Source organism: Variovorax humicola (genome assembly GCF_037889915.1).
Classification (GTDB): domain Bacteria; phylum Pseudomonadota; class Gammaproteobacteria; order Burkholderiales; family Burkholderiaceae_C; genus Variovorax; species Variovorax humicola.
Map to the genome: position 1 here is coordinate 225,006 of NZ_JBBKZV010000002.1, position 19,629 is coordinate 244,634.

The 19,629-nt window shown below is 67.3% G+C and carries 19 protein-coding genes and 1 pseudogene; 13 read left to right on the forward strand and 7 right to left on the reverse strand.

Translation table 11 applies throughout. From position 1 onward, the window contains the following. The 7 genes from WKW80_RS04805 (at window position 1) to WKW80_RS04835 (ending at window position 5,634) form a co-directional block, all read left to right on the forward strand. Window positions 1-1,503: a carboxylase gene (locus WKW80_RS04805; protein ID WP_340362408.1), complete on the forward strand. Its 1,503-nt coding sequence runs from the start codon at window positions 1-3 to the stop codon at window positions 1,501-1,503. A 56-nt stretch (window positions 1,504-1,559) separates the two neighbouring features. Further along, window positions 1,560-1,991 carry a Zn-ribbon domain-containing OB-fold protein gene (locus WKW80_RS04810; RefSeq protein ID WP_340362409.1) on the forward strand — a complete coding sequence of 144 codons (432 nt, stop codon included), beginning with the start codon at window positions 1,560-1,562 and terminating at the stop codon, window positions 1,989-1,991. A gap of 40 nt (window positions 1,992-2,031) precedes the next feature. Next, entirely contained in the window at window positions 2,032-3,579 is a 1,548-nt protein-coding gene (locus WKW80_RS04815; RefSeq protein ID WP_340362410.1) for an AMP-binding protein, read from the forward strand. A 10-nt stretch (window positions 3,580-3,589) separates the two neighbouring features. Next, window positions 3,590-4,765, forward strand: a complete 1,176-nt coding sequence (locus WKW80_RS04820) for an acetyl-CoA acetyltransferase (RefSeq protein ID WP_340362411.1) — start codon at window positions 3,590-3,592, stop codon at window positions 4,763-4,765. Beyond that, entirely contained in the window at window positions 4,762-5,019 is a 258-nt protein-coding gene (locus tag WKW80_RS04825) for a hypothetical protein (protein ID WP_340362412.1), read from the forward strand. Before WKW80_RS04820 ends, WKW80_RS04825 begins: the two co-directional genes overlap by 4 nt. 89 nt (window positions 5,020-5,108) lie before the next feature. Then, window positions 5,109-5,351, forward strand: a complete 243-nt coding sequence (locus WKW80_RS04830; protein WP_340362413.1) for a phage tail protein — start codon at window positions 5,109-5,111, stop codon at window positions 5,349-5,351. A gap of 70 nt (window positions 5,352-5,421) precedes the next feature. Further along, a complete protein-coding gene (locus tag WKW80_RS04835; protein ID WP_340362414.1) occupies window positions 5,422-5,634 on the forward strand; it encodes a hypothetical protein in 213 nt (70 codons plus the stop codon). 206 nt (window positions 5,635-5,840) lie between these two features. Here the strand turns inward: WKW80_RS04835 and WKW80_RS04840 are convergent, their stop codons facing one another. The 3 genes from WKW80_RS04840 to WKW80_RS04850 form a co-directional block, all read right to left on the reverse strand. Then, complete coding sequence (locus tag WKW80_RS04840) at window positions 5,841-6,632, reverse strand: hydroxyacylglutathione hydrolase (protein WP_340362415.1); 792 nt, start codon at window positions 6,630-6,632, stop codon at window positions 5,841-5,843. A 66-nt stretch (window positions 6,633-6,698) separates the two neighbouring features. After that, the gene (locus WKW80_RS04845; protein WP_340362416.1) at window positions 6,699-7,190 is read right to left on the reverse strand and encodes a VOC family protein; all 492 of its coding nucleotides are present in this window, start codon (window positions 7,188-7,190) and stop codon (window positions 6,699-6,701) included. 45 nt (window positions 7,191-7,235) lie between these two features. Beyond that, window positions 7,236-7,910 carry a glutathione S-transferase family protein gene (locus WKW80_RS04850; RefSeq protein WP_340362417.1) on the reverse strand — a complete coding sequence of 225 codons (675 nt, stop codon included), beginning with the start codon at window positions 7,908-7,910 and terminating at the stop codon, window positions 7,236-7,238. A 192-nt stretch (window positions 7,911-8,102) separates the two neighbouring features. Here WKW80_RS04850 and WKW80_RS04855 point away from each other — a divergent pair, with 192 nt between their 5' ends. Together WKW80_RS04855 and WKW80_RS04860 are read left to right on the forward strand one after the other, a co-directional pair. Beyond that, on the forward strand, window positions 8,103-9,065 hold the full coding sequence (locus WKW80_RS04855) for a LysR family transcriptional regulator (RefSeq protein WP_340362418.1): 963 nt from the start codon (window positions 8,103-8,105) through the stop codon (window positions 9,063-9,065). 64 nt (window positions 9,066-9,129) lie between these two features. Continuing rightward, window positions 9,130-9,739 (forward strand): annotated as a pseudogene (locus WKW80_RS04860) (LysE family translocator). Between the two features lie 64 nt (window positions 9,740-9,803). Here the strand turns inward: WKW80_RS04860 and WKW80_RS04865 are convergent. Next, entirely contained in the window at window positions 9,804-11,309 is a 1,506-nt protein-coding gene (locus tag WKW80_RS04865; RefSeq protein ID WP_340362419.1) for a DASS family sodium-coupled anion symporter, read from the reverse strand. A gap of 273 nt (window positions 11,310-11,582) precedes the next feature. On the opposite strand from WKW80_RS04865, the gene WKW80_RS04870 reads away from it, so the two are divergent. Continuing rightward, window positions 11,583-12,155, forward strand: a complete 573-nt coding sequence (locus WKW80_RS04870; RefSeq protein ID WP_340362420.1) for a YbhB/YbcL family Raf kinase inhibitor-like protein — start codon at window positions 11,583-11,585, stop codon at window positions 12,153-12,155. Window positions 12,156-12,171: 16 nt separating this feature from the next. On the opposite strand, the gene WKW80_RS04875 is transcribed toward WKW80_RS04870, so the two are convergent. From WKW80_RS04875 to WKW80_RS04885, 3 genes are read right to left on the reverse strand one after another with little or no spacing between them, the layout of a single operon-like run. Next, entirely contained in the window at window positions 12,172-13,122 is a 951-nt protein-coding gene (locus WKW80_RS04875) for a hypothetical protein (RefSeq protein WP_340362421.1), read from the reverse strand. Window positions 13,123-13,176: 54 nt separating this feature from the next. Then, the gene (locus WKW80_RS04880) at window positions 13,177-14,433 is read right to left on the reverse strand and encodes a tetratricopeptide repeat protein (protein ID WP_340362422.1); all 1,257 of its coding nucleotides are present in this window, start codon (window positions 14,431-14,433) and stop codon (window positions 13,177-13,179) included. After that, window positions 14,430-15,878, reverse strand: a complete 1,449-nt coding sequence (locus WKW80_RS04885) for an FAD-binding oxidoreductase (RefSeq protein WP_340362423.1) — start codon at window positions 15,876-15,878, stop codon at window positions 14,430-14,432. The genes WKW80_RS04880 and WKW80_RS04885 overlap by 4 nt, the downstream gene beginning before the upstream one ends. Window positions 15,879-16,082: 204 nt before the next feature. Between WKW80_RS04885 and WKW80_RS04890 the strand changes: the two genes are divergently transcribed. From WKW80_RS04890 to WKW80_RS04900, 3 genes are read left to right on the forward strand one after another with little or no spacing between them, the layout of a single operon-like run. Further along, window positions 16,083-17,093 carry an AraC family transcriptional regulator gene (locus tag WKW80_RS04890; protein ID WP_340362424.1) on the forward strand — a complete coding sequence of 337 codons (1,011 nt, stop codon included), beginning with the start codon at window positions 16,083-16,085 and terminating at the stop codon, window positions 17,091-17,093. Between the two features lie 51 nt (window positions 17,094-17,144). Next, on the forward strand, window positions 17,145-18,962 hold the full coding sequence (locus WKW80_RS04895) for a DUF294 nucleotidyltransferase-like domain-containing protein (protein ID WP_340362425.1): 1,818 nt from the start codon (window positions 17,145-17,147) through the stop codon (window positions 18,960-18,962). Beyond that, a complete protein-coding gene (locus tag WKW80_RS04900) occupies window positions 18,959-19,588 on the forward strand; it encodes a 3'-5' exonuclease (RefSeq protein WP_340362426.1) in 630 nt (209 codons plus the stop codon). Before WKW80_RS04895 ends, WKW80_RS04900 begins: the two co-directional genes overlap by 4 nt. Window positions 19,589-19,629: the final 41 nt, after the last annotated feature.

Below are 19,629 nucleotides of genomic sequence, written 5' to 3' on the forward strand. Positions count from 1 at the left end.
ATGCTCGAACATCTCAGACAACTCGTCGCCGCGGAAACCGCGCGCACCGGCAAGCGCCGCACCGTCCACCTCACCGACGACACCCTGCGCGACGGCCAGCAATGTCTCTGGGCCACCCGCATGCGCACCGAGCAGATGCTGCCGATCGCCGAGCGCATGGACCGCGCGGGCTACCTGTCGATCCAGGCAATTGCCCTGGTGCAGTTCGATGCCAGCGTGCTGTTCCTGAACCAGGACCCGTTCGAGCGCATCCGCCAGCTGCGCGAGCGCATGCCGCGCACGCCCCTGCGCGCGGCCATCCGAAGCAACCTGATGCGCGGCTTCTTCCCGGTGGCCGACGACATCACCGAACTGTTCGTCGAACGTCAGATCGCCAACGGCGTGCGCGAAATCGGCATCTTCGACGCGCTCATGTGCTCCGACAACCTCGCCCCCAGCATCGCCGCGGCGAAGCGGCACGGCGCCAACGTCACCTACCTGCTCGGCTACAACATCGCGCCCGGCTACGACGACGCGCTGTATGCGAGCAAGGCGCGCGAAGCCGTCGAACGCTTCGGCGTGCAGACGGTGACGCTCGGCGACGCGGCGGGCATCCTGACGCTCGAGCGCGTGCGAACGCTGGTGCCGGCGATCAAGGCCGCGATCGGCGACCGGGCCAGGCTGGAGTTCAACACGCACTGCCTGACCGGCCTCGGCCCGCTGCTCGCCATCGAGGCGGCCGTGCATGGCGCCGACAGCCTGCTCACGGCGGTCGACCCGCTCGCCAACGGCAACTCGCTGCCGGCCGCGCAGATGATCGCGCGCAACCTGCGCGAGATCGGCTTCGACGTCAACGTCGACGACCGCCTGCTCGACGAGGTGGGCGACTATTTCGGCGCGCTGGCCGAACGCGAGAGCCAGCCGGTCGGCGTGCCGGCCGAATACGAGCCCAGCCACTACATCACGCAGTACGCGGGCGGCGCCATGAGCAACCTGGAATCGCAGCTCAAGCTCGCTGGCATGTCCGACAGGATGCCGGCCGTGCTGGAAGAGATCGGCCGCGTGCGCGTGGAGTTGGGATCGCCCATCATGGTCACGCCCTACCCGGCCATCGTCGGCGCGCAGGCGGTGATGAACGTGCTCAACGGCGAGCGCTACAAGGTCGTGCCCGACGAAGTCAAGAAGTACGTCTGCGGCTATTTCGGCGACCTGCCGCTGCCGGTGGAGGGCAACGTGAAGGACAAGGTCATCGCCAACGGCTCGAAGGACGTGGCGCTGAAGCCGCCGGTCATCGAGCCGGTTCTGCCGGGCCTGCGCCAGCGCTACAAGAACATCGGCGACGACGAACTGCTGCTGCGCTACATGTATGGCGACGAGAAGATCAACGCGCTGAAGCCGACCGGAACAGGCGACATCTACAGCCTGAACGACCCGGTCGTCGACCTCGTGTCCGGCCTGGCGCAGCGCAAACGCAAGTCGCATGTGCAGGTGTCCGGTGGCGGCTTCTCGTTGAGCGCGAATTGACCGGAGGACGAACCCGTGGCCAATTCAGAGTCAGAGAGCGATTCGAGGAGCACCTTGTGAACCCAACCATCCAGCCCCCCCAGCCCATTCCCACCGCCGAGACCACGCACTACTGGCAGTCGGCGCTCGAAGGCCGGCTCAAGGTGCAGTACTGTCCGGCCTGCAACCGGCACCAGTTCTACCCGCGCCGCTTCTGCACCACCTGCCTGTCGGAGCAGATCGAGTGGGTGCAGGCCAGCGGCAACGGACGCGTCTACACCTACACCGTGTGCCACGTCGCCGCGCATCCCGCATTCGAGTCGCGCGTTCCCTATGCGATCGGGATGATCGAGCTCGACGAGGGCGTTCGCATGCTCGCGGGCATCGTCGGCTCGGACTTCCGGCACCTGGCCGTCGACGCACCCGTTGAGGTGTGCTTCGAACCCGTCGGCAACGAGATCGCGCTGCCGATGTTCCGCCTCACGGGCGGCGATTCGCCGGCCGCCTGAAGGCCCCAGCGGCCCTCAAGTTCACATATCTGGAGACAACATGATCATCGATTCCTTCGACGCCGGCGCCACGGCGTTTCCCGACCGCATCTTCGTGCAGGGCGGCGGCATGCACATGAACTACCGCGAAGCGGCCGACGCGTCGCACGCCGTCGCCGCGGCGCTGGTGCGCGACGTCAAGCCCGGCACGCACGTGGCCGTGCTCTCGCCCAACCACCCGATGGTGCTGCCGGCCATGCTGGGCGTGATGCGCAGCGGCGCGGTGTACGTGCCGCTCAATGCGCGCGACCCGATCGAGGACATCGTTTGGTTCGCCCAGTTCTGCGAGATCGCGGTACTGGTCTGCCACTCGCAATATGCGCCGCACCTGGAGCGCATGAAGGCGGAGATCCCCTCGCTCCAGCGCATCATCGGCCTGACCGAGCCGCTGGAGCCCGGCGCCGCCTCCATCACGCAGTGGCTGGCCGACTTTGCCGGCCAGCGGGTGAACGTGCGCCGCGGACCCGACGACGTCGCGCTCATCAAGTCGTCCGGCGGCACCACCGGCCGCCCCAAGGCAATCATGCAGAGCCACCGCTCGCTGGAGACCGCCTATCGCATCGCCAACCAGTTCACCCCGCCGAAGAAGGACCCGGTGCACCTGGTGGTCGCGCCGCTGACGCATGCCGCGGGCGCCACCATGGTCGCACTGGCGCGCTTCGGCACGCGCAACGTGATCGCGGCCTCGGCCGACCCCGCGGTGATCCTGGAGGCGATCGAGCGCGAGCGCGTGACGCACATGTTCCTGCCGCCCACCATGATCTACCGCCTGCTCGCGCACCCCGACGTGGCCACGCGCGACTGCTCCTCGCTCGAGTACGTGATGTACGGCGCGGCGCCGATGTCGGTCGACAAGCTGCGCGAAGGCATCGCCCGCTGGGGCCCGGTGTTCATGCAGAGCTATGGCCAGTCGGAAGTGCCCGGCGTCATCACCTGCCTGTCGCGCAAGGACCACTTCGTGCACGGCGACCCCGAGCTCGACAAGCACCTGGCCTCCGCCGGCCGCCCGTCCGGTGCCTGCGAAGTGGCGCTGATGGACGACGACGGCAACATCGTGCCCACCGGCGAGCGCGGCGAGATCGTTGCGCGCGGCGACCTGGTCTCGCCCGGCTACTACAACAACCCCGAAGCCACCGAGGCGGCACGCGCCTTCGGCTGGCACCACACCGGCGACATCGGCGTATTCGACGAGAACGGCTACCTGTACGTGGTCGACCGCAAGAAGGACATGGTCATCTCGGGCGGCTTCAACATCTACCCGAGCGAGATCGAGCAGGTGATCTGGGGCCACCCGGCGGTGCAGGACTGCGCCGTGGTCGGCCTCCCCGACGCCGACTGGGGCGAACGCCTGACCGCGGTAATCGAGCTCAAGCCCGGCAGCAGCGCGACGGCCGAGGAAATCACCGAGATGTGCAAGAAGCGCTTCGGCAGCCTGAAGACACCCAAGCAGATCGAGTTCTGGCCCACCCTGCCGCGCAGCCCGGTGGGCAAGGTGTTGAAGAAGGACGTCCGCGCCAAGCTCACGGCCGACGCCGCGGCTCACGCCTGAAGGGAGCGAAATGGACCCCAAGAGTTTGAGCGGGCGCTATGCCATCGCCGGCATCGGCGAGGCGGGCATGGGAAAGGCCCAGCCGGGCGATACCGCGCTGTCACTGCAATGCGAAGCAGCGCGCCAGGCGATCCTGGACGCCGGACTGAAACCCTCCGATGTCGACGGCGTGTTCGCGCACTGGGACGACCGCGCCGCCGGGCTGCTGGTGACGGAGTACATGGGCCTCTCGCCGAGCTATGTCGACAGCACCGTCGTCGGTGGGCAGTCGAACCTGACCCACGTCGCCCATGCGATGGCGGCGATGGAAGCGGGCCTGTGCGACGTGGCGCTCATCACCTACGGCAGCACGCAGCGCCTGGACCGCAGCCGCGCGCGCGGCGGCCACGCGCAGGACGCGCGCATGCCCAGCGGGCAGTTCGTGCTGCCCTACGGCATGCTGAGCCCCATCGGTTTCTATGCGATGCAGGCGCGGCTGCACATGCACCGCCACGGCACGCGCGCGGAAGACCTCGGCGAAGTCGCGCTGGCGGCGCGTCGCTGGGCGCAGCTCAACCCGGATGCGATTGCCCGCACGCCGTTGACGATGGACGACTACCTGGCCTCGCCCCTGGTCGCCGACCCGCTGCGCAAGCTCGACATCTGCCAGGTCACCGACAGCGCCGGCGCCGTGGTGCTGGTACGGGCCGATCGCGCACGCGACCTGCCCCGCAAGCCGGTGCTGGTGCAGGGCTTTGCCGAGCGCTACATCCACCACAGCACGCCTTTCGGCATGGACGACTGGATCGACAACGGCGTGCTCGCCGAGATGGGCCGCCTGGCGCTGGAGCGGGCCGACCTGAGCCGCGCCGACATCGACCTGGTGCAGATCTACGACGCCTTCACCATCGGCGTGCTGATCGGCCTGGAAGCGCTGGGCTTTTGCGGGCGCGGTGAAAGCGGCGCCTTCGTGCAAGGGGGACGCATCGCGCCCGGCGGCGCGTTCCCGATGAACACCTCGGGCGGTGGCCTGTCCTTCAACCACGGCGGCATGTTCGGCATGCCACTGATGATCGAATCGGTGCGCCAGTTGCGCGGCGACTGCGGCGACCGCCAGGTGCCGGGCGTGCGCAACTGCCTGATGCAGGCGGGCGGACTCGTGATGTCTGCCTACATGGTCATGGTGCTGGGCACAGACTCGCCATGAACGGCAGCAAGTGGTCGACGATCCAGCTCGCGACGTTGGATCCGCACATACGTGTTCTGACGATGTGCAGGCCTGATCGACGCAATGCGATCAATGCGGAGATGGCAAGGGAGCTGGAGGACTGCCTGATCCGACCGGCCGCGTTCCGGTCGGGTGCGGACCAGGTACATCACCGGATCGACGAGCCCCCACGCAAGCAATGCAGCCGAGGGCCGCGAGTTGTTTCAAGGCCTTCGGGGCTGCGCGGCGCATGAGTTCAGGTGCATCTGTAAGCCTCCGCAACAGTCCGCCGAAAAACCACCTCCGGCAGTAGCATGCCCCGCCACTCCACAAAGGACTCACCATGGACCCGATCCTGGGATCGATACAGCTCTTCGCCTTCAACTTCGTCCCGCAGAACTGGATGTCGTGCGACGGGTCACTGGTCCAGATCCGCCAGTACACGGCGGTCTTTTCGCTGGTGGGGACCACGTACGGCGGCGATGGCATGACGACTTTCGGGTTGCCCAACCTGAAGGGCAAGGAGCCGGTTCCCGGTTCCATCTACTGCATCTGCATGCAAGGCGTCTTCCCGTCGCGGCCTTAGTAGTCACCCGCAACGCCGGTCCGGTACGATGCGGGTCCCCCATCCGTATCCGCCTGACATTGCCGGCTTCATGAACTGCCTCCTCAAGTACCCTGCCCTCGTGTTCGGAATCGCCCTCGCCGGCTGCGGCGTGGTGCCGAATGATGTCATCCAGATGCGTGACGGCAACCTGCGTGCGTCAAGCTACAACGGGGCTGCGACCTACTGCGAGAAAAAGCAGTTGATCGCCGTCAACCTGCGCAAGGCGCCGGGCGATTCGGGCGTGGATTTCCGATGTGAGTGAGCAGCACTGCGAAGTCTGTTCGTGGGCACGCGCGGGCCCGGTTTTGCCGGGCCGCCGGGGTGCGCCCCCTTGAGGGGCTTGAGGGGGAGGCGCCGCAGGCGCATCGGGGGGTGTTGAACCTCCCCGCGGAACCGGCTTTGCCGGGCCGCCGGGTGCGCCCTTGAGGGGGACGCGCCGCAGGCGCATCGGGGGTGCTTCTTTTCAGCTCACCACTTGTTGCGCAGTTCGCGCAGCTTGATGAACACCGTCTTCGCGTCCGGCTGCTCCGGCAGGTCGGGAAACTCCGCCCGCAGCACGGCGATCACGCTCGGACTGCTCAGGCGCAAGAAGGTGTTGATCTCCTTCTCCTCCTGCAGCGTGGTCACGCGGGCCTTCGCCGGGTCTTGTGCGGCCGCTTCCGGCAGCAGCGCCCTGGCAGCGGCGTTGTCGGGTTCGCGGGCGAGCGTGAAGCGCAGGTTGTTCTCGATGTAGTCGTGGCCCGGATACACGCGCGTGTTGGCCGGCAGCTTCGCGAGCTGGTCGACGAAGGTGGTGTAGAGGCTGTCCGCGCTGCCGCCGTTGTGGACGTTGCCGGCGCCGGCGTTGAACAGGGTGTCGCCGGAGAACAGCGCCGGCTGGTCGGTGTGGGAGCGCAGGCAGATGTGGCACATGGTGTGGCCGGGCGTGTCCATGCATTCCAGTTCGACGGTCTTGCCGACCTTGATGATGTCGCCGGCCTTCACGCCACGGTCCACGCCAGCGATTCGCGAGCCCGACTGGTGATGCGCGATCACCTTGGCGCCCGTCGCCGCGACCACGGCCTCGTTGCCGCCGGTGTGGTCATGGTGCTCGTGGGTGTTGAGGATCTGCGTGATGTCCCAGCCCTTGTCCTTGGCCGCGGCCAGGCACTTCTGGTGGTCCAGCGGGTCGATGGCCAGCGCCTCGCCCGTCTCGGGGCAGGCGATCAGGTAGTTGTAGTTGCGGTAGGCGTTGCCGGTCCAGATGCGCTCGACGATCATGGGGATGCTCCAAATTTCACGGCGATCATGCCACCGTGCGGATCGCGGCGCAGAGCCAGCCTTTCGTCACGCCGGCGCAACGGCCTTGGCTGCCGTCCAGCGCTGCAGGATCTCGCGCGCGCCGTTCTTCGCCGGGTCCATCATCTCGTCGTGGTTGGCCCGCTTGGCGCACAGCTCGATCACGTACCCGTTCGGGTCGCGGAAATAGATCGAGTCGATGACGCCGTGGTCCGATGGCCCCCGGCATTCCATGCCCTTTTCCCGGGCCTTGGCCATCATCGGCTGCAAGACCTCGGCGCCGACTTCCAGCGCGATGTGCAGGTCGAAATCATGCTGCGCCTTGAATTCGAAGGGCATGTCGTCGACCTCGAAGAAGGCCAGGTGCGAGCCGTCGTCCAGCCGGTAGAAGGTGTGCAGCGCATGCGTCTCGCGGCCGGTCTTGGTGCGCCCGAGTTCCAGGGTGGTCACCAGCGGCAGGCCCAGGAAATCCTCGTAGAACGCGCGCGTCTCTTCCGAGTCGCGGCAGCGGTAGGCGTTGTGGTGCAGCTTGCGGATCATGGGGGTCACTCCTTGGTTGATGAAGGCACTGACGAAGGCGCACTCTCAGACGGCCATCATCGGCTTGCTCTTCAGCGAAGCCGCATAGCCATCGATCACCGAGAAAACCTGTGCCCAGCTCTTGAGCGCCTTCATGCGGCCGAGCCAGGCCCGGACGTTGGGAAAGGCGGCCAGGTCGCTGCCGATCACCTCGGCCAGTGCCACGTATGACACGGCGTGGTAGTCGGCGATGGTGATGGCGTCGCCGCACAGGTACTTGCTACCCGCACCCAGCACGTTCTCGTCCAGCACCTTCAGCCAGCCCTGCGCGCGCTCGCGCCCGCGCTCCAGCGTCGCAGCCTGGGCTTCGTCGCTTCGGCGCTTGTGGGTATCGAAGATCTGCGGGTAGACCAGGCCATAGACCAGGTCTATGCACAACTGCGTGTTGACCCAGTCCATGCGCTCGTTGACGCGGGCGCGCTTCTGCAAGTCCTTCGGGTAGGCCGGCGAATCGGTCTTGTCGGCCAGGTACTTGAGGATCGCCGAGTTCTCGGTCAGCACGAAGTCGCCATCTTCGAGCGTGGGGATCAGCTTGTTCGGGTTGAGGCCCGTGTAGGGCAGTTTCGTGTGCTCGCCGGTGAAGATGTCGACCACCTGCATCTCAAGCGGAATACCGGCTTCCGCAGCGAACAGCATGATGGGGCGGCTGGTGGTGGAGATCGGGTGGTAGTAGAGCTTCATGGCTTGTGTCTCGCGATGGTTGGATGGGGCGCCGATATGGCATCCGTGCGCGGCAAGAACGATAGGCGCTGCGGCCGCGGCTGTCCATGCTCGCCGCTGCAAACGCCGCGTGCAAGAATGCGGCGCAACAAATCGGCAGTCGCGCCCGGCCTCCGGACCGCCCGCCAACCACCTGCACGAAGGGCCCGCCCCATGACGCCTGAGTGGAGTGATTTCAAGGTGCTGCTCGCACTGGCCCGCGCGGGCTCGGTGGCGGGTGCCGCGCGCGAACTGCAGGTCGACCACTCCACCATCAGCCGCCGCCTGGCCGCGCTCGAAGAAGCGGTCGGCGCCAGGCTGTTGATCCGCGGCGGACGCGAGTTCGCTTTCACGGCCGAAGGCCGCACCCTCCTCGAAGCCGGCCAGGCCATGGAAGCCACCCTGACGCAGGCCTTGCGCACGGTGCGCTCGGCCAAGGCCGAAGTGGATGGCAACGTCCGCGTCTCGGTTTCGCCTGGCTTCGTGCCGGTGCTGATCCGCCTGCTGCTGCCCGCCCTGCGCGAGACCCATCCGGAACTGCGGGTCGAACTGGACGGCGGCTTCCAGCGCGTCGACCTGGCACGCGGCGACGCCGACATTGCCGTGCGCATGGCCCGCCCCGAGGAGCCCGACCTGGTCGCTTGCCATGTCTTCGACTGCGGCTGGTCCGTCTATGCGGCCGAGTCCTATCTGGCCGCACGCGGCTACCCCGCGACCTTCGACGAGCTGGCCGGGCATGAACTGGTGCTCTACGCCGAGGACATGCACCACGTGGTGCCGTTGAAGTGGATGGAACGCTACCGCGGCCCGGCAGGCAAGCTGTCGCGCATGGACAACCTGGAGATCGCCTGCCAGGCCATTGCTGCCGGCGGCGGCATCGGCGTGCTGCCGTGCTTCATCGCCGACGCTGTACCTGGCCTGCGGCGCGTGTTCGCCGAGCGCGTGGCCGTCAACCCCGGCTGGGTCGTGTACCACGAGGCGGCGCGCGATACCCCGCGGATACGCGTGGTGGCCGATGCGCTTGGGGCATTCTTCCGCGCCCATGCGGCGATGTTCATGGGCGATGCGACCTCCGGCGGCACGATGCCGACGTACCTGCCTCAGCCGGGGGATGCACCGCAACCGGATGCCGCCTAGGTACCAGACCGCGCTGAACCTGGTCTGAGCTCCATGCTTCGCCCCGATTGCGGACAATGCACCCATGACCCTCCACACCTGGTTGCTCTACCTCGTCGCCGCCACCGGCCTGTCGCTCACGCCTGGCCCGAACAGCCTGCTCGTGCTCACCCACGGCGCGCTGCACGGCCATCGAAAAACGCTGTACACCGTCGGCGGCGGGGCGCTTGGATTTGTCGCGCTGATCGCGTTGTCGATGCTCGGCATCGGCGCGCTGCTCCAGGCGTCGGCGCATGCGCTGACCGTTCTCAAGTTCGTCGGCGGCGCCTACCTGATCTGGCTCGGCATCCAGCTCTGGCGCGCGCCGGCGATCCAGTTGCGTGCCGATGCCGCGACAAGCGACACGCGGCGCCACGATGTTTCGCCAGGGCCTGCTGACTGCGGTGTCCAACCCGAAGGCCCTGCTCTTCTACGGCGCCTTCCTGCCCCAGTTCATCGACCCCGCCCGCGACCTCGCCACCCAGCTTGTGATCATGGCCGTGGTCTTCGTGACGATCGAGGTCATCGTCGAATACCTGCTTGCCTTGCTGGCGCACCGCATTCGCCCGCTGCTCGAACGCGCGGGCCGCAACTTCAACCGGGTCTGCGGGGGGATGTTCGCGGCGATGGGTGCGGCGTTGCCGATGACACGATGAGCGGCCCCACGGCCAGCGCCTGACCGGCTCGCCTGCGCCATGGCACGTCCCGTTCACCTCCCGTTCACCAATACCCAAGCGCCTTCCACCACAGACCGCCGATCGTGGCGAAGATCAGCAGTTCGACCATGCACATGACGAAGCCCACGCGCCACCAATTGCCCAGCGTAACGAAACCGCTGCCGAAGATGATCGGCGAGGTGCCCGTTGCATAGTGCGTCAGCGTCATCATGATCGACGAGCCGGCAGCCATCATCAACATGAAAGGCGCCACGTAGCCGGCCGGGATCAGCTGTGCCCCTACCGAGAGAAATGCCAGCAGCATGGCGCTGATGTGCGCCGTGGTGCTGGCAAACAGGTAGTGGGAGAAAACGAAGGCCAGCACCAGCGTCGCGGCGATGGACAGCCGCCCCATGCCGCTGGCCACGATCGCGTCTTTCATGGCCTCCGAGAACCAGGTGATCACGCCAAGCTTGTTCAGTTGCTCGGCCATCATCACCAGCGCGCCGAACCACACCAGCGTGTCCCAGGCGCTTTTCTCCGACAGCACGTCGTTCCAGTCGATGGTGCCGGTGATGATCAGCACGAACAGGCCGAGAAACGCGACCACCGTCGGATCGAGCGTGAACGCCGGCCCCAGCAGCATCGCCGGCACGTTGGCCCACAGCAGGAGCAGCAGGCCGAAGGTGCCCAGCATGACCTTCTCCTTCGGCGCCAGCGGGCCCATCCGCGCGAGTTCGCTGCGCGCGTATTCCACCGCGTTGGGTGTGACCTTCAACTGCGGCGGCGACAGCAGGTAGATCACGAGCGGCATCACCAGCAGGCATGCCAGGCCCGGAAGGAGCATGCACAGGGCCCATGCCGTCCAGGACAGATTCAGGCTCTGGTTCGTTGCCTTGGCGATGTAGTCCACCACCAACGGGTTGGGCGCGGTGGCGGTGAGGAACATCGCCGACGTCACCGGGTTGGCATGGTAGTTGACGAGCGCCAGGTAGGTGCCGACCTTGCCCTCGGTGCCTTTGTCCGGATCCGAATCGAAGGCGGCCGCGATGGACCGCATGATCGGGTGCACGATGCCGCCGCCCCGCGCGGTGTTGCTGGGTGTGAAGGGTGCCAGCACCAACTCGCAGACGGCCAGGCCGTAGCCGATGCCGATCGTGCGCCTTCCCAGCAGCGAGATGAACATCAAGCCGATGCGGCTGCCCAGGCCCGTCTTCTTCAGGCCGTGGGATATGAAGATCGCCACCACGATCAACCAGATCAGGGGGCTGTCGAAGCTGCTCAGTGCATCGGCGATGGCGCCCTTGGACGAGTCCGATGTCACTTGCGACAACGAGACGATCACGATCGCCATCATGGCCATGACCCCGATCGGCATGACCTTGAGAATGATCGCGACGATCGTCGTCAGGAAGATCGCGACCAGGCCCCATGCCTTGGGTGTGAGCCCTTCGGGACATGGAATCACCAGCAGGATCCCCAGGACGGCCGTGGTGATCAGTGCGGGTCCGAGCCGGAACGGCACCGCCCCGTTGAAATAGCGAAACGTCGCCTTGAGACGGGTGAACATGGTGCGATCCTCGGCGTTGAAGCAGTCGAATTTGCAGGCGGGCGGGACGCGCGGCGGCAGGCGAGCGGATCTTCTGCTCGCCCTTCACCGGCACGGCGGGACGCCAGTGTCCCGCGGGCTCGTATTGAACGCAACGCAAGCGCCATCGCACGCATGAAAGGCAAGTTCACCAACTTGCCAGGAACGAAGGCCCCCAGCGCCATTGCCGAATGACAAGACTCGCCGTCCCGCGCATGATGGCGCTCCTCGCGACTCCGAAAAAAAGGAAAGGCAATGACACTCCGCTCCACCCTGCGCTCGACCTCCCTCGCCGCCGCGCTGGCGGCCGGCGCAACGCTCGCCCACAGCGCAGGCTTCGAACTCGCCAGCCCGACCATCAAGCCCGGCAGCATGCTGTCGGACGCACAGGTCTTCAACGGCTTCGGCTGCACCGGCAAGAACATTTCGCCCACGCTGAAATGGAGCGGTGCACCGAAGGACACCAAGAGCTACGCCGTGACGGTGTACGACCCGGACGCACCAACCGGCTCGGGCTGGTGGCACTGGGTGGTCTACAACATTCCGGCCAGCGCCAACGAGTTGCCCGAAGGCGCGGGCGGTGCCGACGGCAAGGGCTTGCCGGCCGGCAGCGTGCAGGGCCGCACCGACTTCGGCGCGCCGGGCTTCGGCGGCGCCTGCCCGCCGCCCGGCGACAAGCCGCACCGCTACGTCTTCACTGTCTTTGCGCTGAAGACCGACAAGCTCGACATACCGGCAGACGGCAGCGCGGCGCTGGTCGGCTACATGGTCAACGCGAACAAGATCGGCTCCGCCACGTTCACGGCGAAATACGGCCGCAAGAAGTAGCGGCAGCGGTCCAGGCTCAGGCGACGAGGCCCAGCGCGCGGGCCTCGTCCTCGTAGGCCGGATACGAGGCCTTCATCACCGCGCCGTTGAGGATCATCTCGGCCACCAGTTCGCGCGAGGCGGCATCGAAAACGCGGGTTCGCACCCAGACCGATTCGGTCCGGGCGCTTTCGCTGAGCGCGATGATCTCGCGCTCCAGTTCATAGGGCTGGTCGACGAACAGCGGCCCCTTGAGCAAGCGGATTTCCTGGCCCGCGAACAGCCCCACGGCCGGCCTGCGCCCGCTCAGCCCGGACTCGGCGGAGGTCGAGCCGAGCAGCACGCTGATCATCTCCGTCGGGATGATCGGCCGACCCCAGGGCGACTGGTTGCCGGTATCGCGTGAATACCAGGCACATGGCTCGGTGATCACCTCGAGCTTGTCGGCCAGCGTGAACGGATAGTGGTCGCCCATGTGATCGTCGAAGCCCATGCGGATCTTCTCGACGACCGCGCCGCGCTGTCCCACCTTGAGGTCGCGGTTGATCACCAGGCCCGTGGCCGGGCGCAGTTTCGCGATGCGCTGCCGGATCTCGTGCGGCAGGCCGTTCGCATCGCCCACGGAGGCCGAGCCGGTAAGCACCGGTGTGCCGTCGCGCTTCTCGGCCCAGATGCGCACGAAGCGTGGTTGCGACGGCGTCGATTCGACGAACGCCCGCACCTCCTCGCCCTCGACCACCATGTTCTGGTAGTGCGCGCTGATGCAGCCCGTCTCGAACCAGGCCTGGCCGAACACCTTGTAGAGCAGCGGATCGAACTGGCTGAAGTGCGTCGGCCCTTCGATCGGCCCTGCCCGCAGGCCGAGCCCCTCGGCCATGGCGTCGTCGTGGATGGACTTGTGGCCGTCGTAGCGCTGGTCGGCCAGCATCTGGCGCGGCTTGCGCAGCGGGCCGCAGAGGAACGGGGATTCGGCGAAGGGCTGGGTCATGGTCGGGTCCGGAGTGGTCGCAAAAATTCTATGGCGATACGTGCATGTGCGAAGTCACGCAAGTGCCTCGCCGATGCGCGGCCTCCGGGCCGGGCGTCGCATGCGCTCGACGGCTTTCTGCAGCGTCAGGTGCAGCACGTCGCGCTGCGCATGGCTGCCGCCGAGCCGGTGCGCCGTCGCGGGCAGGCTGGCCAGCAGCGTGATCGCCAGCGCATCGTTGCCCGTGCCGAACGCGATCAGCGCGCGGCACGAGGCCAGGCCGAGTTGCCGCGTGGTCTCGCCGTGCCGCGTGGGCAGTTGCTGCGCATGGGACAGCGACTGTTCGAGGCGGTGCGCCCTGCCCCAGTCGCGCGCGCCGACGAAGGCGAGCGTTGCATGCAGGTCGTTGAAACTGCAGAAGCCGTCATCGATGCGCGGCTCCCACGCTTGCGCGAGTTCGGCCCAGCGCACCCCCGGATCGCCGCCGGCCAGTTCGGCGCGCCACAGCAAGGCGGCCGCGTCGATCAGGTCGGCGATATCGCCCGACCCTGCCCGCATGTACCGGTCGTACAGCGCCAGCGCCACATCGAATTCGCCGCGCGCCAGATGGAACAGTGCCAGGTGCCACCGGCAATGCGTCGCGACCACCGTGTCCTTTCCCCATGCATCGATGTGCCGGTTCATCCATTGCACGCCGTCGTCGGCACGGTCGGTCATCTCGAAGACGTGCGCCAGGGCATGGTGCGCGCGCGCGTTCAGCGCATTCGCCTTCAATGCGGCGTGGGCGGCCTCCTCGGCACGCGCGTAGTCTCCGCATTCCTCCAGCGCGAACGCATGCATGGCCAGCACCGCGTGATAGCCGGGCATGGAATACGACCAGTCCGGCAGCACGGCGGACACCCGCTCGCGCATCGCGGCCATGTCGCCGGTGACATGGTCCAGCGCATGCACGACCTGCAAGGCCAGCACATCGCGCGGGTGCAGCTTCAGCAGCGCGCCCAGTGCGGACTTGGCGCCTTCGTAGTCATCGCCCAGCACCGCGGCGATGGCGGCCAGATGCCGCTGCTCGCGAAGGCTGCACGGCAGGCTGGCCGCGCACGCAAAGACCGGCCGGGCCAGCCGCACGCGCTGCGGGTCGCGGCTGCACAGGAGCAGCCAGGCGCGCAGCACATGCGCCATCACCAGGCCCGGCGCCTCCTGCAGGGCGAGGTCCACCTCGGCATCGGCACCAGTGCGCCAGTTCTGGAAGGCGGCGACCGCGCGTTCGAAAGCGGCAAGGCCTGCGGGCGTGGCGCCGGTGATGCGGCATCCGCGGGCGTCGACGCTCGTCATATCGCCACCCGCCGATGTGGAGGCGCCGCCGGCGCGATGTTGAGGTTCATGCGCAACAGGTTGTCCGGGTCGAAGCGCTGCTTGACCTCCTGCAGGCGCGCGTAGTTGACGCCGTAGCTTGCGCTGACGCGCTCGGCCTCGTCCTCCGTCAGGAAGTTGACGTACCCGCTTCCGGTGGCATGCGGCGCGGCCTCCTCGAAAGCGCGGCGAGCCCAGGCGCGCACCTTGTCGTCGTCCTGGGGGTCGGACCAGCGGCCATGCAGGTTCATGATGTAGTGCGCGTCGCGGCCGGCGAAAGCCGTGGCGGTGGGTCGCACGCGCGCCATCGCGCCGCCGAGCTGTGCAATGAATATCTCGCACTCGGGCCCCGGCAGGAAGGCGGCCGACGCGATGACGACATCCAGCGCCGCATCGCTCATCTTGCTGAAATTGTTCGACTTCCAGTAGTTGCGCCCGCCTGCCGTCAGCAGCGGATCGAACGCGGTCTGAAAGCCGGCATAAGGCGTAGGCCCCACCGCAACGCCGACTGGGTCGCCGAACTTCATTACCGCAGCCGCCGCGCGCTCGCCCTCGTCGAGGCTGCCGCTGTAGACCAGCGCAAGCACCACCACCTCCTTGCCATGCACCGACTCCGGCAGGAACGGCAGCGGCGGCGCCTTGCGCAGCACCGCCCACACGCTCAGTTCATCAGGCGCATCGACCGTGAAGTCACGCCATGCCCGCATCACCTGGCGGGCCTGCGCGAACGGATAGACGACCAGGCCGCTGTAGAGCTCGGGGCCGACCGGATGCAACTGGAACTCGAACGAAGTCACCACGCCGAAGTTGCCGCCGCCACCGCGCAGCGCCCAGAACAGATCCGGCTGCGAGGTGGCCGATGCCACGCGCCTGGCGCCATCGGCCGTCACCACGGTGGCACTCCTCAGGTTGTCGATGCTCATGCCGTAGCGACGCGTCAGCCAGCCGAAGCCACCGCCCAGCGTGAGCCCCGCCACGCCGGTCGTGGAGTTGATGCCGAGCGGCGTGGCCAGCCCGTGCGCCTGTGCCGCGCGATCGAAATCGCCCAGCAGCGCGCCGGCGCCGACACGCGCCGTGCGCTTTTCTGCATCGATGTCGATCGAACGCATGCCCGACATGTCCAGCATCAGCCCGCCTTCCGCCACCGCATTGCCCGCGATGTGATGGCCGCCGCCGCGCACGCTCACCAGCATGCGATGTGCGGCGGCAAAGCGCACGCCGGCCTGCACGTCGCTGTCCGTCAGGCACCGCGCGATCAGCGCCGGGCGACGGTCGACGGTGCTGTTCCAGACCTTGCGCGCCTCGTCGTACGTCGCATCCGCGGCCGTCAATACACCACCGCTGACCTGCGCCGCGAAGGCGGCAATGTCGAGCTGAGACACTTGCCGGACGTCCTTGTCCAGCGTAAGGTAGGTCGTTGATTGCATGAGGTGCTCCTGTGACGAACGTGTTGAAGAACAAGCCACCGCGATGGGTTCTCGACGGGTGCCACCATTTTTTTTCTTCGCCTCGTTGCGCGCTTCACCGCGCGTCCACCGCACTTGATTGCGAATCCGTCGTTGTGCACGTGCAGCCCGCCGGCTTGATCGGATGTCCGCGCGACTTGATCGAAACGCCGCGATGATCTGCGCATGAGCCACGACACGCTGTCCGACGTGCTGCGCGGCGTGCGCCTGCGCGGTGCCGTGTTCTTCAACATCAGCGGCAACAGCGACTGGGCCGCCGAAGCCCCTTCCGCCAAGGAACTCGTGCCGATGCTGATGCGCGGCGTCGACCACGTCATCGAATACCACGCAATCGCGCAGGGCAGCTGCTGGGCCGGCATTCCTGGCGGACCCTCGGTGCAACTGTTTGCCGGCGACGTCGTGATGTTTCCGCACGGCGACGCGCACGTCGTGTCGAGCGCGCCGGGCATGCGCGGCGACGGCGATTTCAGCTGGTTCCCCGGCGTGGAGGCGGCGGGCCAGTTGCCGCTGCGCGTGGCCTACAACGGCAGCAACGTCCTGCTGCCGCCAGCGACGCAGCAAAGCGAGGATGCCGACGTCAACATCGTATGCGGCTTCCTCGGCCTTGACCTCCAACCCTTCAACCCGCTGATCGACGCGCTGCCGCGCCTTCTTCATCTGCGCGCCAGCGAAGACGATGCCTGGATCGCGAAGTTCACCCAGCAGGCCGTGGCCGAGTCGCATGCGCAGCGCCCCGGCGGAGAGGCCATGCTGGCGCGCATGAGCGAGATGATGTTCGTCAATGCGGTGCGCCGCTATGCCGACCACCTGCCGGCGCAGAGCGCCGGCTGGCTCGCCGGCCTGCGCGACCGCTTCGTCGGCCGCGTGCTCGCGCTGATGCACGAGCAGCCGTCGAGGGAGTGGACCGTCGACGAACTCGGCCGCCTGGTGGGCTTGTCGCGCTCGGCACTGCACGACCGCTTCGTGCAACTGGTCGGCGTGGCACCCATGCAGTACCTGGCGCAGTGGCGCATGCAGGCGGCGGCGCGCATGCTGCTCGAAACGCGCGCCACCGTTGCGGCCGTCGCACTGGATGTCGGCTACGACTCCGAAGCTGCGTTTGCGCGTGCGTTCAAGCGTGTCGTCGGCAAGCCGCCCGGCGCGTGGCGACGCGAGCGCGATGGCGCTGCGCAGTAGCCGGCGGTCCGGGCACTGACAACCACGTCAAACGGCGCGATCATCGGCAGCATGCCCAACGCGTTCGACTTCACGGCCTCGCCTTTCGACTGCCTGGATGCCGCCGAGCAGGGAATGGTTCGCGACAGCGTCGACATCGCCTACTTCCGCGCGGGCGAGACGCTGCTGGCGCCCGGCATGGAGCCGCTGCACCTGTTCGTCGTCATCAAGGGCCACGTTTCGCAGTTCGACGGCAACGAAGCCATCGCCAGCTACGGCCCCAACGACTGCTTCGACGGCCGTGCGTTGGTGGCCGGACGCGCGAGCAGCCGCTTCGTCGCGGCCGAAGAGGTGCTGGCCTACCAGCTCGCCAAGGCGACCGTCAATGACCTGATCGCGCGCAACGCGGGATTTGGCGCCCTGCTGTTTTCCGACCTGTCGAACAAGCTCGGCGCCCTGTCCCAGCGCCACGGCCAGCGCGAGATGCAGGCACTGGCGATGTCGCGCGTCGAAGACGCGTTCCTGCGACCGGCGCATGTGGTCGAGGGTGCCGCCAGCATCGTCGAAGTTGCCCGGGTGATGCAGGCGAACCATTCGAGCAGCGTGCTGGTTCGCGACGGCGAGCGGCTCGGCATCTTCACGAACACCGGTCTCCAGCGCGCCGTGGTCGACGGCCGCCCGCTGGCAGGCTGGCCGGTGCGTGAGCTGGCCACGTTTTCGCTGGTGAGCATCGCGCCCGCCGCCCCGCTGTTCGATGCGTTGGCACTCATGATCCAGCACCAGGTACACCGGCTGGTCGTATCGCAGGACGGGCGCATCGTCGGGTTGCTGGAACAACTCGACCTGTTGAGCTTCCTGTCGAACCACTCCTACCTGATCACTGTGCAGATCGTGCGGGCGCAAGACCTCGATGCCCTGCGGGCGGAGGCAGAGAAGATCACGCGCTTCGTCGCCCTGCTGTACCGCGGCGGCACCCGTGTCGGGCAGATCGGCAGCCTGGTGCAGGCGCTCAACGCCAAGTTGTTCGAGCGCGCGTGGCAATTGATTGCCCCGCCCGACCTGCTGGCCGACAGCTGCCTGTTCGTCATGGGCAGCGAAGGACGCGGCGAGCAACTGCTCAAGACCGACCAGGACAACGGGCTGATCCTGCGCGACGGTTGCAGCGTGGATCCCGCCGTCGTCGAAGCGGCGTGCAAACGCTTCTCCGCGGCGCTGCGCGACTTCGGCTACCCCGACTGCCCCGGCGGCATCATGGTCAGCAACCCGGCCTGGCGCCGCGGCGCGAGCGAGTTCGCGGCCGTCGTGCGCCACTGGCTGCGGCAGCCCGACGCCAACGGCCTGATGGCGCTCGCCATCTTCATCGACGCGCATGCCGTGGCCGGCGACGCTGCGCTGCTCGCAGGCGTGCAGGCCGGGATCGATCAGCTCGTCGCGGCCGACGACGCATGGCTCGGCCGCTTCGCCGCCGCGGTCGATGCGTTCCCCGACGCAGGCGGCGGCTGGTGGAACCGCCTGCTCCTCGGCGAGCACGACAAACAAGCAATCGACCTGAAGAAGGCGGGCATCTTTCCGATCGTGCACGGCGTGCGCAGCCTTGCCCTGCGCGACCATGTGCAAGCCACCGGCACGGCGGCCCGGCTCGACGCCCTGGTCGCACTCGGCCGCCTGTCGCAGGAACTTGCGAACGACCTGGCCGACAGCCTGCATTTCATGATGGGCCTCAAGCTGGCGGCCGGCCTGGCCGAACTGGACGCGGGCCATGCGGTCAGCGGCGCCATCCCGACCGGGCAGATGAGCAGCCTCGAGCGCGATCTGCTGAGGGATGCGCTGGCTGTCGTCAAGCGCTTCAAGGTGTTGGTGCGGCACCAGTTCCACCTGGAAATGGCATGACGCCGCGCTGGCTCGATGCGGTGCGCCGCCGCTGGATGCTCTATCACCTGGCCGATACGCGCTTTTCCTTCATGTACGACGCACCACCCCAGGAGGAATGGGTCACGCTGGATTGCGAGACCACCGGCCTCGACGTGCGGCGCGACCAGATCATTTCCATTGGCGCGGTGCGCATCGTCGGCAATCGGCTGTTGACCAGCCAGCGCCTCGAACTGCTGGTGCGACCCGAGCGCGCCTTGAAGAGCGAGAGCGTGCGCGTGCACCGGTTGCGCGAACAGGACGTCGCCATGGGCATGGCGCCCGCCGACGCGATGCGCCGGCTGCTGGACTTCATCGGCAGCCGGCCGCTGGTGGGCTACTACCTCGAGTTCGATGTCGCCATGCTCAACCGCGAGATCTGGCCCATGCTCGGCGTGCGCCTCCCGCAGCCGAAGATCGAGGTCTCGGCGATGTACTACGACTACAAGAACCGGCAGCTGCCCGCGCCTCAGCGCGGCGGCACGATCGACCTGCGCTTCTCGACGATCATGAAGGATCTCGGGCTGCCGCTGCGCGATGCGCACGATGCGCTGAACGACGCCGTGATGGCGGGGCTTGCTTTCGTGAAATTACGCAACATGAAGTGAGCGATTGACGCAGCGGCCGGGCCCGGATGGCCGCTGCTACG